Consider the following 12,788-nt stretch of genomic DNA (forward strand, 5'->3'; position numbering starts at 1 on the left):
ACATAAAAAGAACAAAAGGTATTGGTGTATAGCGTTACAAGGGGCCCAAAGGCAGGCTTTTAAAACAATATGAAATTTACTTACATTATATGCATGATTATATAGCCTATGACCAATAATATTGCTAGAAAAATATAGATTTTTAGTTAAAAAAAAATCAAATTAGTATTGCAACCGATATCAGGATATGTTAATATAGCCTTAGAACATGTTACAAACATGTATCTGAATACTAGGGGGTTGAAAAATAATGAAAAAGAAAATGGTAAAGAAGATTGTATCAATGATTATGGGAAGTATGCTTATATTATCACTAAGTGCATGCGGATCATCAGCTAATGATAACGCAAATGTAAACGATGCAACAGATAATACTGAAACAGCTGAAGATGAAGGTGAAGCTAAAGAAGCAGAATTTGTTATTAAAATGGCTTCTCCAAGTAATTCTGAAGATAATAACGTAAAAGCTTTTTATTATTTCGAAGAACAAGTTGAAGCAGCAACTGATGGAAGAATAGATGTTCAAGTATTTGATAGTGGGCAATTAGGAGATCATAAAGATTATATAGCAAGTTTACAAATGGGAAGTATACAAGCAGCTGAAATTAATACATCAGTTTTAAACTCTTTAGATACTTCATTTATGGTATTTGATTTACCTTATATAGTTAAAGGAATGGATCATGAGAGAGAAGTAATAGATTCAGGTATAGGACAAACTTTATCAGATAACCTTGAAGAAGCATCTAATTTAGTAGTTACTGGATGGATGATTAGAGCTCCAAGAAGTGTTTATAGCTCAAAAGGTCCTATAAACAGCGCTGAAGATTTTAAAGGATTAAAAATTAGAGTTATGGATAGCCCTATTATGATAAGAACTATGGAATTATTAGAAGCAACTCCAGTACCAGTTTCTGCTTCTGAAAGATACATGGCACTACAAACAAAAGTTGTTGACGCAGCAGAGAACTCTCCTGCTATAGTTTTATCAGAAAAAGAATATGAAGTTACAGATTACCTATCATTAACAGAGCATTTCTGTACACCAAATGCAATTGTATTTGATAAAAACTTTTTAGATAGCCTACCAGATGACCTTAAAGAAATAGTTTTAGAAAAATCAGAGGAAGCTGGCATATATGCTCAAAAATTAGATGCTGATGGATTAGTTGAAACATTAGAAGCATTAGAAGCAGAAGGAATGACTGTAGTAGAAGTTGAAGATAAAGCATCTTTTGTTGAAGCATTACAACCTTTATATGAAGAATATTCTGAAGAAATCGGACAAGATATTATTGATGCTTTCTTGAAATAGAAAGCTAATTTAGGAGGACATGTAAATGGAAAAATTAATTCACATACTATATGATGTAATAATTGGTAACTTAATTAAGATAATAGGTGTAATAATGGCACTCACTATTTTGTTACAAATATTCTCAAGAGCATTTATGAAGGTTCCATTTTCATGGACTGAAGAGTTAGCACGTATAACATTTATGTGGTTTTGTTTCTTAGGTAGTGGAATGGCAATGAAACAAAAAGCTCATTTAGGTATTGATTATTTTGTTAACAAGCTTGGCCCAAAGGCCAGGTTTGTTAACGAAGTAGTAATCTACTTAATAATTGCTTGCTTTGGTTCTATTTTATTCTATTATGGAATGAAAATATCATTAATTATGCATAAACAAGTATCTTCAGTTATGAGAATTCCAATGTCATATTTTTATGCGGTTATTCCTTTAATGGGATTTTTGTTCTTAATATTAGCCGTATATTTCTTGCTAGAATTGTTAAAACAAAAAAGTTTAAAGAAATAATCTTATAATAATTGATTGAGGAGGATGAATAAGAATGGTAGCTTTAATAGCGTTTTTAGTGATGATTTTCTTGATGTTTTTTAATGTACCTATTGCAATTTGTACAGGACTTGCGGCAATGGCAGGTATAATTTGCACAGGTGGTGCGGTACCGATGATTGCCAGTGTTCAAAGAATGTATGTTGGAATGGATTCTTTTACTTTGATTGCTGTGCCACTATTTATTTTGACAGGTCGTTTTATGGCACTTGGTGGTATTACAACAGATTTGATAAATTTATCTAGAGTTATGGTTGGATTTTTAAGAGGTGGACTTGCTTATATCAATATTGTATCTAGTATGTTCTTTGCAGGAATTACTGGTTCTGCAACTTCTGATACTGCATCAGTTGGTGGAATATTAATACCTACAATGATTGATAATGGATATGATAGAGATTTTTCAGTGGCAGTAACGGCTACTTCATCTACTATTGGGGTTTTAATACCACCGAGTATTCCTATGGTAGTTTATGGAGTTGCATCTGGAGCATCTATTGCTAAATTGTTTTTAGGCGGAATGGTCCCAGGGATATTAGTAGGATTAGCACTTATGGCTGTTACTTGGTGGATTGCTAGGAAAAGAGATTATCCGATTGATGTTAAAATTCCTGCGAAAGATGCTTTTAAAATTGTTTTAAAAAGTATACCAGCACTAATGACTATTATTATTATTTTAGGTGGAATTATTACAGGATTCTTTACTCCTACAGAAGCGGCTGGAATAGCAGCATTATATTCATTTTTGTTAGGAACGTTATATTATAAAGAATTGAAAATAGCCGATATAGGCGGAATTTTTGTAGAAGTAGCGGTAACTACAGGTATGGTTGCTATAATGATAGCAACAGCAAGTGCATTAGGATATCTTTTTGCAAGTGAAGGGGTACCACAAATGCTTGCTAATTTAATATTAGGAATAACTACTAATAAATTATTAATTCTTCTTATGATAAATATTCTTTTGTTGTTTGTTGGAACATGGCTAGACTTAAGCCCTGCAGTAATAATATTTACGCCAATACTATTGCCAGTTGTAACATCATTGGGCATTGATCCAGTGCATTTCGGTATTATTATGATAATGAATTTGGCTATAGGATTATTTACACCGCCAGTGGGAGTTTGCTTGTTTGTATCTTGTGGAATAGGAGGAATAAGTATTGCAGAGTCCATAAGGGCATTTATACCGTTTTTTATAGCGATGTTAGTTGTACTTATGATAGTTACTTATTTCCCACAAATAGTTATGTTTTTCCCTAATTTGATGTAGAGAAGAGGATGTATTATGTTAAAAGGAATACCAGCAATTCTTTCTCCAGACCTTGTTAAGGTTTTGATGGAGATGGGACATGGAGATGAAATTGTATTTGGAGATAGAAATTTTCCAGGTGCATCTAATGCTAAAAGGTTAATTAGATATGACGGTGTAGGAGTGAAGCCTTTATTAGAAGAAGTGTTAAAACTTTTTCCACTTGATTATTTGAAAGAGCCTGTTACTTTGATGGAGATACCAAAAGATAGTGATTATAAGGGTGATATTTCTAATGAGTATAAAAAAATCGCTCAGGATGCAACTGAAGATTTTGCAATAGAATTAAATTTTGAAAAGAGACAAGATTTTTATGATAGAGCGGCAAGGGCTTATGCTATTGTTGCTACAGGTGAAAGCGAAAGATTTGCAAATATAATAATTCGAAAAGGTATAATTAGATCGTAAAGAGTATCTTATTTAAAGAATGAAAAATTCAGCTTCGTAAATCATGAAGCTGAATTTATTTATATGCTTTTATTAGTAGCATAGTCTATAAACATTTCAAATACTTTAAGCTGCTTTTTATGAATATTTGCCATCATTTCAGGATGCCATTGAACTGCAAAAATGTGTGGTTTTTTTGGATGGAAATATGCTTCTACTACTCCATCTTCTGAGATACCACTGACCTCAAGGTCTTTACCTAAAGAATCAACTATTTGATGGTGGAAGCTATTGACTTGAATTATTTCTTGGTTAAAACAGTCTCTTATATTAGACCCTTTAATTAAATTTACTTTATGAACAAATGAATATCTAGGAGCCATAAGCCCTAGATGCTCAATAGATGTATCAAAATAGTTATCTATATCTTGAATTAAAGTACCACCAAAAAATACATTAATAAGCTGAAAGCCTCTGCATATACCAAAGATAGGTATGTCTTTTTTATATGCTTTTTTAAGTAGTTTCATTTCTAGAATATCTCTTTTATAATCTACAGTTCTTAATCCTTTTTTGAAAGGTTGTCCATAAAGTTCAGGGTTAACATCAGCACCACCTGTTAATAGAAGGCCATCTATTTCATCAATCATTCTATCAAGGTAATCATCTGAATCTATTGGAATAATACCAAGGGGAATACCACCTGCAGCATATATAGATTCTGGATAATCCATAGAGGACATATACATATCTTGCCCATCAACACCTCTAATTCTTTGCTCTTTGAACTCATGGGCTTCTACGTAATTAGTTACAATTCCGATAATTGGTTTCATATGTTCCTCCTTAAAATTTTCGCGCGAGATAATATACGGAGAATTATAATATAAAACATTCGAATTATCAACTTATATTCGAATTATTCTAGGTAAAAAGGTAATTAAACTTTTGCCTTGATAGTTTACATAAATATAATTAAATATTAGTTTCTTGAAAATAATATGTTACAATACTTTTATATTAGGGTGATGTTAAATTAATATAGAGTAGTGTTCATAATCTAGGAGGTTTAAACATGTCATTGAAAGTTGATAAGAGACGTCGGGAAATTTTAAACATTGTAAATAATGAGGCAAGAGCTTATATAGGCGAAATGGCAACACTATTTGAAGTTACTAAAGAAACAATTAGAACCGATTTTGATTATTTAGCAGATAACTACGGGCTATTGCGAATTCACGGTGGTGTTAAAAAAGACCAACAGGAAATATATAATAGAAGTTATCAGTATCAAGAAAAGAAACTAATAAATGTTGAAGAGAAAAAACGTATATGTTACAAGGCTGTGGACATACTAGAAGACGGTGATTACATTTATGTTGATGCAGGCTCTACAGTATCTTATTTATTAAATTTTCTAAATAGAAAAAAAGAAATAACATTGGTGACTCCATCTATCGCACTTCTAATGAAGTATGTAATGGATGGCTATGAACATATTTTTAGGGAAAATAACCACAAACTCATATTTGCAGGAGGACAGATAAATTCAAATATACTTACGACGTTTGGTCCTTTTTTTGACCGATCTATAGAAGATTTTAATTTTGATAAAATGATTTTTTCCGTAGATGCTGTAGACATAAACGGTGGTATTTCTAATTCAGACGAAGTTTCATATGATATTATAAAGAAAGTAGCTAAAAATTCATACAAAAAAATACTTCTTGCGGACGAATCAAAGTTTGAATTAATTGCTAACTATAGAGTTCTAGATTGGAAAAGGCTAGATTACATAATTACAGATAAATCTTTTCAAAAGGACTGGATAAATCATATAGAAAAATTAGGTATACAATATATAAAAGCGTAGTTAAAAGAGAAAAACAAAATTAAAACCAAATAAATATCTTAAAAGACCAAATTAAATCCTGAATTAACATGGACTTAACTTGGTCTTAATTTTGTCTTAACATAACTTTGATAATCTTATTACGGAAAGGAGAATAAGAAATGTCTAAACAAAAATTAACAAAAATACTTTTTTTATTACCGTTTATGATTCCTTTAGTTATGTTTTGGATTATACCTTTAATAACAGCATTTGGAATAAGTTTTACCGATTGGGATTATATTTCTCCGAATATAAATATAGTTGGGTTGTATAACTATGTAGATATTTTTACTGATCCAGATTTTGTTAATGCATTAATGAATACTTTTGTTTTTGGAATAGGTACAATTATTCCTACTATAGTTTTAGGATTATTATTTGCGCTATTATTTAAAAAAGAGTTTATGGGGTCTAAAATTTATCAAATGGTTATCTTTAGTCCTTGGATTACGCCTACTGTAGCAGTTGCTCTTGTATGGTCTTGGATATATGAACCTGATAGAGGATTTGCAAACTTTTTATTAGGACTGATTGGAATTCAACCACTAGAGTGGCTTCATAGTTCGGAAACAGCAATGTTAGGAGTTATTATTTTTACAATATGGAAGTCTATAGGATGGACAATGCTTTTTTATATTGGGGCATTAGAGAGAGTACCTCAAAGCGCTTATGAAGCAGCTACATTAGATGGATGTAATAAATTCAAGGAATTTTTCCATATAACATTACCATTGATTTCACCTACTACTTATTTTTTAACTATTATAAACTTAATTTCATCAATCCAAGTTTATGATCAAATTCAAATTATGACGCAGGGGGGACCAAGTGGAAGTACTACAACATTGCTTTATTTATATTATGAAAAGGCATTTCAGAACTTTCAGATGGGAGCCGCTAATGCTGTTGCAATGGTAATTTTAGTAATTATATTAGTATTATCAATGCTTAGTTCATATGCAAGTCGCAAATTTGTACATTATGAGTAGAGGAGTAAATAAATGAATAGATGGAAAAATAATATTTATAATATTATAAAACATATTTTTTTGATATGTATTTCGATTATATTTATCTTTCCTTTCCTTTGGATGGTATTAGGGTCATTTAAGACAAATAATGAAATATGGCAAGAACCATATAAACTACTGCCGGATAATTGGGATTTTAAAATCATTATAGAAAGTTTAGGAAATATTCATTTTGATAGATATATTTTTAATAGTTTTTATGTAGGTGTATTCGGTGCAATACTTATGATATTAGTAGCAACATTATTTACTTACGTAATAGTATTTATGAAAGATAAATATACAGAAAAATTGTTTGGCTTAGTTATGGCAACATATATGTTGCCAGCAGCAGTTACTTATGTTCCTTCATATGTGATATTAGCTAGAATTGGAATGTTGGATAAGCTAAATGGGTTAATTTTTTCTGGTTTAGCTAGTGTATTTGCAGTATTTTATTTCAGACAATCATTTATGAAGATGAGTAAAGATTATATTGAAGCTGCACGAATTGATGGTGCAGGACACCTTAAGATATTACTGCATGTAGTATTCCCGTTAAATAAATCAGCCTTCTATACTGTTTTTGTTCTGACTTTTGTTCAGCAATACAATAACTATATGTGGCCTAGCATTATGGTTAAAAGTGAAGAGAAATACCTCATATCTCAAGGGTTAAGACAGTTCTTTATTCAAGATGGGGCCTATGGCATGAATTGGGCAGAGGTAATGCTAGCTAGTACTGTTACCATTGTACCAGTAATTATTGTATTTATGATTTGCCAAAAGTGGTTTATTACAGGAATAAAACAGGATAGTGGCTTAAAATAAAAGAATTATTTAAAACAGGTTAAATAAAATACCAGGAGGAATAATAATGAAACGAATTTTATCAATCATATTATTAGTGACAATGTTTTTAACAGGTTGCACAACAGCTACAAATAACAATTCAGAAAATGAAGAAGCAGAGGTTTCAGGTAATGGTGAGATTGTAGAAGTTGAATTTTGGCATGCACTAGGTGGTGGTTTAGGCGATGGAATGAACGAAATTATTGAAGAATTCAATTCATCTCAAGACAAATATGTAGTAAAACCTGTTGTTATAGGGAGTTATTCTGAAATTGATGAAAAACTTCAGGCTGGATATGCGGCTAAACAAACACCGGCATTAGTTGCAGGTGGTTCTTATGATGTTTTTTATAATAAAGGTTTAGTAGAAGCTTTTGAAGATTATATGCCTGAAAATTATGATAAGGATGATATTGTTAGTGGATTTATGAAGGCAGCAGTTATGGAAGATAAGATGTATTTTGCACCTGCTTATGGCACATCTCAGGTAATGTACTACAATAAATCAATTCTTGATGAAGCTGGTAAAGATGTTGATGATTTATCTTCGTGGCAATCATTAGCTGAATTAAGCAAAGATATAATTGGAATGGACACAAATATTAATAGTATTGAATATATATGGGAACCTATGTGGGGACCTGACAATATTGCAGATATAGTAGCAAGTATAGGTGGAGATTATATTTCAGAAGATGGTAAAACAGTAACAATTAATTCAGAGGAATGGGTGGAAGTTTTAGAGCAAATTCGTAAATGGATTCATGAAGATAAAATAATGACAATTCATTCAGGTGGACAAGGATGGGAATATTGGTATAAAACAATGGATGACTGGGTTTATGGTAAGTCATTAGGATATACAGGTTCTCCAGGAGATTATGCAATTGCTTTAGATGCTGTCAAAAATGCTGTTGAAGAGGGGCACAAAAATGAATTTGCAGTAGTGAATCAACCTGGATGGAAGGATAATGATCCATCACCATATTTTTATAGTTTAATGTACTATATTCCTAAATGTGATAATCTATCTGAAGAACAAAAGAAAGGAGCGGCAGAATTCGTAACTTTTGCTACAAATACTGAAAACACAGCTAAATTCTCAATTGCTACAGGTTATGCAGCAGTAAGAAATTCTGTATTAGATTTATCTTCCTATCAAGAATATTTAGCATCAAATCCTGATGCAGATGCTGCATTAAAACAAATCGATGAATATGCAATACCAGAGTTCATTGACCCAACTGGTGGAGCAATTAGAGATGCCTTAAATGATGCTGTAGACAAAGTTGAAATTGAAAATATTTCTGCTAAAGAAGCTCTTGATGTAGCTGCGGAAGAAGCACAACGAGAATTAGATAAATTGAACTAATAAAATTAGGGAGCGTATGCTCCCTAATTTATTCTAAAATAGTATAGGTGGTGATTGTATTGGAACTTAAAAAAGATATTGGTTCAGGAATAATTGAAATTTCAATTGAGGTAAATGATTGTGTAGACGAATTATTTATTGAAGCTAAATTTTCTAAAGAAATGAATGCATTTATCCGAGTATACAATCCTTCAAATGTTTTCATTGGTGAAATATTCTATGGGTATCATAATTTTATTAATAAAATTTATTATAGTGAAGTTAAAACAACTATGAATGGATTAGCACATTCATTAAAAAATGGAGTATATCATTTTATTGTAGTTATGTTAGAACCATATAAAATTACTGAAGAGTTGAGTATTAGTTTAACTGTCGAAACATCTCTAAGTAAATCTTTTAAAGAGAAGCTTATTAAGGAATTAAGTGAATCTGTATTCCAAGAAATACCTTGGTTCCATAAACAAGGTGAATTATTGAATTTTAATGAAATAATAAATAAAGAGAAAAGATATTATAAAGGTGATTTTCATGGACATACTGTCTATTCAGATGGTGCTCAAAGTGGAGAAGAAGCAAGAAATGTTTTAAATCAGCAGGGGTTAGACTTTATGGCGTTGACAGACCATAATTGTATACCTTTTGGATTTAATAAGATGGATATATTGATGGTGCCATCTTTTGAATTTACATTACCAAGCGGTCATATCAACATTCATAGAATAAATGAACCTGATTTGTTTGGGGATTGTATTCACCAAATAAAGGATACTAGTGAATTAATGAATAAGGTTGTAGAGAAACATCATCCTTATTCTAATATATCCATTAATCATATGTTTTTAGACCAATGGAGTTTTACTGAAAAAAATTTTGATATTAGAAAAATAAATACCATTGAAATTATATGTGATCCTACTTATCCAAGTAGTCAAGAAGCCAATGATAAGGCAGTGGCATTTTTAGATTTTCTGTGGAATATAGGATGGAATATTTATGGTATAGGAGGTAGCGATAGTCATAATAAAATTAATGATTTTTATGAAGGAGCAAAACAACCTAGCATTTATGGTGACCCTTCTACTTATGTATTTTGTAATGGATTATCCGTTGATAATGTAATTGAAGGGATAAAAAAGGGCAATGCATATGTTACTCGTTATGAAGAGTTAGATGTAATCATTAATAATGGACAAATACTACCTGGTGAGGAAGTGCGTACTACGGATAATATAGAGTACTATGTGGAGATAAAAAATTTTGGGAGCCAGTATGTGCATGAAGAGTATATAGGAAAATTTATACTTAATGGAGAAGTTATTAAAACAGTGAATATGAATAATGAGAATAAGAGAGCCAATTTAGTTAAAAATACTTCTTTATTGAAAGATATAGACTATTGGTGGTTGAGATTTGGGTTATATGATATAAAAGGACATGTTATTGGTTTTATTAATCCAATTTACAAAGGGCGCCGAAATAGTGATATATATAAACTAGACAGATTGATAAAGGAGTTTAATTTTATAAATGATTAAAGGAATTCTTTTTGATAAAGATGGAACATTGATAGAATTTGAAAGTATGTGGCATGGAATAATGAAAGAAGTTTTTAAGCAGATTGAAGAGTTAATCGGTTTAAAAAGGGAAGAAATACAGAATTTGAAAAGAATATCTGGTTATACTGAAGAAGGATTTTTACCTGAGAGCGTAATTCAGTATGTTTCAACTAGAAAAATAATTGAGTTATGGGTGAAGCATTTAGATGCTGATAATATAAATGATAATGTTTTTGAAGAAATTTTTGATATATTTGAAAAAGTAGCTATTTTTGCAGACATTGATGTCAATTTACTAGATGGTGTTGCGGAATCATTAGACTATTTTTATAAAAAAGGGTACTATTTAGGTATTGCAACTGCAGATACCAAATCTTCAGCAGTTCATAGTTTATGTCAGGCAAAAATATTTCAGTATTTTTCATTTATTGGAGCAGATGATGGTGAAATGAGAGCAAAACCTTCAACGGACATGGCTGATAGATTTTGTGAACTGGTAGGAATTAGTAAAGATGAACTTTTAATTGTAGGTGATAGTGTTAATGATTACAATTTTGCAAAAGCTTCAGGTGCGGAATTTATAGGAATTGATACGGAATATAATAGATTGCATCAAATTGAAGGGGATAAAGTGGTTTTGGTTAAATCTTTAATAGATATAATAAAAGAGAAGGGATTATAAAAATGAAGGAGAAGCATTTTCACATTAGTGGTTGGATACTTTTTACTATATGTAGTATTTTGTATATGTATGATAGCTTTATGGCTAGTAATATAGTTGCATTTATTGGAGGATTGTTTTTTTTCTTTGGTTGTGTTGCTTTTATTATTCCACTAGTTAAATAAAGATACTTTTTCTGGTTTTATATTTTTTTATTTAGAACAATTTTTTTATTAATTATAAATCTTCATAATTTCTTGATATTCTAGTATTATTATTAACCCATAAGATACATCCCCAAAAAACATAGATAATACGAATTAGAAATTAGAAATTAAAAAAACTATAAAAATAAAAGGAGTGTTTGAAAATGAAAAATATCAAAAAATTTATAATACCGGGAACAATCGCTTTAACAATATTAGGATCTTCAACTGTTTTTGCAGCAGGTAATGCTACTTCAACTGATAATACTGGGGATACAACTACTACACAAATGACTCAAGGAGAAGGACAAGAAGGAGTTGAAGGAAGAGGCGGAAGAGGTGGAAAAGGTGGCTCTTTGAATTCTGAAGATAGGGAAGGTAAAAGAATTGAAAGACAAGAAACTCAAGCTGCAATACTAGAAGATGCAGAGGCACTAGTACCTGGTTCTATTGATGAAATCGAAGCAGTACAAGAAGAATTGTCAAATTCCCGAGATGCTTTACAGGAAGAAAGAGATGCCTTAAGAGAAAAGGTTGAAAGCGGAGAAATCACAAGAGAAGAAATGCAAGAAACTAAAGGTGACAAAATAGATGGAAGAGGTAATGGTTCTAAAGAAGCTAAGGACGAGGACAACGATAGACCAGCAAATTCATGGGATGAACTTCAAGAGGCTATAGAAGCTGGAGATAAAGATGCTGTTTTAGCTGCTCTTGATTCAATACTAGAGCATATGAATGATAGTTTAGCAAATATGGATGAAAAACTTTCTGTATTACAATAAAAAAATAAATAATAGATTTTTCATAGAACCCTACAATAGAGACTTATTGTGGGGTTCTTAGTACTTTATTGTATTTTTATAAATCTATTAACATAAAATAATTCATAGGTGGTAAGGCGTCAAACAGGACTAATATTTCTACATAATATATTACTGACAAAAAAGTAAGTACTTGTTGTATATTATTTATAAACATATAATATGATTAAGAACTTAATTTATCATTTTGAAATTGAGTAATTGATTTAAGGAGGAAAGTAGGCAGTTGCTTATATGAATGCTAATGAAGAAGATTCTAATTAATTTTGCACATCCGGCAAAATCGAAGTCGAAAATTAATATAGCCCTAAGAAATGCAATACAAAATCTTGAAGGGGTAACTATCAATGACCTTTATGCGAACTATCCTGATTTTATGATCGATGTAAAGAGAGAGCAACAGCTATGTGAAGAACATGATATTATAGTATTTCAGTATCCGTTCTATTGGTATCAAGCACCATCCATTGTAAAGGAATGGCAAGACCTTGTTTTGGAACATGGTTGGGCATATGGAAAGGAAGGTAATGCATTAAAAGGTAAATTATTAGTTCAAGCAATAACAGCAGGTGGTGATGATAGTTCTTATCAGAAGGATGGAGATAATTTATTCACCTTCGCAGAATTAACTTCACCTTATAGGGCAATGGTGAATTTATGTAAAATGGATTGGATTCCTCCTTTTACAGTACTAGGCATCCACAGAGGATTACCAGAAGAAAAAGTAAGGTTACATGCAGAAAACTATCGTAGATTTATCGTTGCTTTGCGAGAAAATAGTGTAAATATGGAAAAAGCTAAAGAAGTCAAGTATTGTAGTGCAAATTTAGATAATATCATTAGGAGGGAATAGAT

Annotated in this window: 14 protein-coding genes; 13 read left to right on the forward strand and 1 reads right to left on the reverse strand. The window is 31.0% G+C overall.

From position 1 onward, the window contains the following. Nucleotides 1-250: 250 nt before the first annotated feature. The 4 genes from ACVHXK_RS06890 to ACVHXK_RS06905 are packed head-to-tail and all read left to right on the forward strand — an operon-like array spanning nucleotide 251 to nucleotide 3,579. Nucleotides 251-1,315, forward strand: coding sequence for a TRAP transporter substrate-binding protein (locus ACVHXK_RS06890; protein WP_461205636.1), 1,065 nt, complete (start codon nucleotides 251-253; stop codon nucleotides 1,313-1,315). Between the two features lie 25 nt (nucleotides 1,316-1,340). Beyond that, complete coding sequence (locus ACVHXK_RS06895; RefSeq protein WP_461205637.1) at nucleotides 1,341-1,820, forward strand: TRAP transporter small permease; 480 nt, start codon at nucleotides 1,341-1,343, stop codon at nucleotides 1,818-1,820. Nucleotides 1,821-1,854: 34 nt separating this feature from the next. After that, complete coding sequence (locus ACVHXK_RS06900) at nucleotides 1,855-3,132, forward strand: TRAP transporter large permease (protein ID WP_461205638.1); 1,278 nt, start codon at nucleotides 1,855-1,857, stop codon at nucleotides 3,130-3,132. Between the two features lie 15 nt (nucleotides 3,133-3,147). Further along, entirely contained in the window at nucleotides 3,148-3,579 is a 432-nt protein-coding gene (locus ACVHXK_RS06905; protein WP_461205639.1) for an RbsD/FucU family protein, read from the forward strand. 59 nt (nucleotides 3,580-3,638) lie between these two features. Here ACVHXK_RS06905 and ACVHXK_RS06910 read toward each other — a convergent pair whose 3' ends face one another. Beyond that, a complete protein-coding gene (locus ACVHXK_RS06910) occupies nucleotides 3,639-4,394 on the reverse strand; it encodes a gamma-glutamyl-gamma-aminobutyrate hydrolase family protein (protein WP_461205640.1) in 756 nt (251 codons plus the stop codon). A 239-nt stretch (nucleotides 4,395-4,633) separates the two neighbouring features. Between ACVHXK_RS06910 and ACVHXK_RS06915 the strand changes: the two genes are divergently transcribed. The 9 genes from ACVHXK_RS06915 (at nucleotide 4,634) to ACVHXK_RS06955 (ending at nucleotide 12,786) form a co-directional block, all read left to right on the forward strand. Further along, on the forward strand, nucleotides 4,634-5,431 hold the full coding sequence (locus tag ACVHXK_RS06915; RefSeq protein ID WP_461205641.1) for a DeoR/GlpR family DNA-binding transcription regulator: 798 nt from the start codon (nucleotides 4,634-4,636) through the stop codon (nucleotides 5,429-5,431). A gap of 140 nt (nucleotides 5,432-5,571) precedes the next feature. Then, nucleotides 5,572-6,441, forward strand: coding sequence for a carbohydrate ABC transporter permease (locus ACVHXK_RS06920; protein WP_461205642.1), 870 nt, complete (start codon nucleotides 5,572-5,574; stop codon nucleotides 6,439-6,441). Between the two features lie 12 nt (nucleotides 6,442-6,453). Beyond that, nucleotides 6,454-7,293: a carbohydrate ABC transporter permease gene (locus ACVHXK_RS06925; protein ID WP_461205643.1), complete on the forward strand. Its 840-nt coding sequence runs from the start codon at nucleotides 6,454-6,456 to the stop codon at nucleotides 7,291-7,293. 46 nt (nucleotides 7,294-7,339) lie between these two features. Beyond that, nucleotides 7,340-8,686 (forward strand): extracellular solute-binding protein, encoded by a 1,347-nt coding sequence (locus ACVHXK_RS06930; RefSeq protein ID WP_461205644.1) that lies wholly within the window; start codon nucleotides 7,340-7,342, stop codon nucleotides 8,684-8,686. A gap of 59 nt (nucleotides 8,687-8,745) precedes the next feature. After that, nucleotides 8,746-10,224 carry a CehA/McbA family metallohydrolase gene (locus ACVHXK_RS06935; RefSeq protein WP_461205645.1) on the forward strand — a complete coding sequence of 493 codons (1,479 nt, stop codon included), beginning with the start codon at nucleotides 8,746-8,748 and terminating at the stop codon, nucleotides 10,222-10,224. Then, nucleotides 10,217-10,927: an HAD family hydrolase gene (locus ACVHXK_RS06940; RefSeq protein ID WP_461205646.1), complete on the forward strand. Its 711-nt coding sequence runs from the start codon at nucleotides 10,217-10,219 to the stop codon at nucleotides 10,925-10,927. The genes ACVHXK_RS06935 and ACVHXK_RS06940 overlap by 8 nt, the downstream gene beginning before the upstream one ends. A gap of 2 nt (nucleotides 10,928-10,929) precedes the next feature. After that, entirely contained in the window at nucleotides 10,930-11,091 is a 162-nt protein-coding gene (locus ACVHXK_RS06945; RefSeq protein WP_461205647.1) for a hypothetical protein, read from the forward strand. A 185-nt stretch (nucleotides 11,092-11,276) separates the two neighbouring features. Continuing rightward, nucleotides 11,277-11,894, forward strand: a complete 618-nt coding sequence (locus ACVHXK_RS06950) for a hypothetical protein (protein ID WP_461205648.1) — start codon at nucleotides 11,277-11,279, stop codon at nucleotides 11,892-11,894. 283 nt (nucleotides 11,895-12,177) lie between these two features. Beyond that, nucleotides 12,178-12,786, forward strand: coding sequence for an NAD(P)H-dependent oxidoreductase (locus ACVHXK_RS06955; protein WP_461205649.1), 609 nt, complete (start codon nucleotides 12,178-12,180; stop codon nucleotides 12,784-12,786). Nucleotides 12,787-12,788 lie beyond the last annotated feature (2 nt).

The organism is Clostridium sp. DL1XJH146, assembly GCF_054819755.1.

Excerpts from the sequence above, each read along its gene's own strand:
- ACVHXK_RS06890 (WP_461205636.1), top strand. The coding sequence starts at position 251 with ATGAAAAAGAAAATGGTAAAGAAGATTGTATCAATGATTATGGGAAGT.
- ACVHXK_RS06895 (WP_461205637.1), top strand. The coding sequence starts at position 1,341 with ATGGAAAAATTAATTCACATACTATATGATGTAATAATTGGTAACTTA.
- ACVHXK_RS06900 (WP_461205638.1), top strand. The coding sequence starts at position 1,855 with ATGGTAGCTTTAATAGCGTTTTTAGTGATGATTTTCTTGATGTTTTTT.
- ACVHXK_RS06905 (WP_461205639.1), top strand. The coding sequence starts at position 3,148 with ATGTTAAAAGGAATACCAGCAATTCTTTCTCCAGACCTTGTTAAGGTT.
- ACVHXK_RS06910 (WP_461205640.1), bottom strand. The coding sequence starts at position 4,394 with ATGAAACCAATTATCGGAATTGTAACTAATTACGTAGAAGCCCATGAG.
- ACVHXK_RS06915 (WP_461205641.1), top strand. The coding sequence starts at position 4,634 with ATGTCATTGAAAGTTGATAAGAGACGTCGGGAAATTTTAAACATTGTA.
- ACVHXK_RS06920 (WP_461205642.1), top strand. The coding sequence starts at position 5,572 with ATGTCTAAACAAAAATTAACAAAAATACTTTTTTTATTACCGTTTATG.
- ACVHXK_RS06925 (WP_461205643.1), top strand. The coding sequence starts at position 6,454 with ATGAATAGATGGAAAAATAATATTTATAATATTATAAAACATATTTTT.
- ACVHXK_RS06930 (WP_461205644.1), top strand. The coding sequence starts at position 7,340 with ATGAAACGAATTTTATCAATCATATTATTAGTGACAATGTTTTTAACA.
- ACVHXK_RS06940 (WP_461205646.1), top strand. The coding sequence starts at position 10,217 with ATGATTAAAGGAATTCTTTTTGATAAAGATGGAACATTGATAGAATTT.
- ACVHXK_RS06945 (WP_461205647.1), top strand. The coding sequence starts at position 10,930 with ATGAAGGAGAAGCATTTTCACATTAGTGGTTGGATACTTTTTACTATA.
- ACVHXK_RS06950 (WP_461205648.1), top strand. The coding sequence starts at position 11,277 with ATGAAAAATATCAAAAAATTTATAATACCGGGAACAATCGCTTTAACA.
- ACVHXK_RS06955 (WP_461205649.1), top strand. The coding sequence starts at position 12,178 with ATGAAGAAGATTCTAATTAATTTTGCACATCCGGCAAAATCGAAGTCG.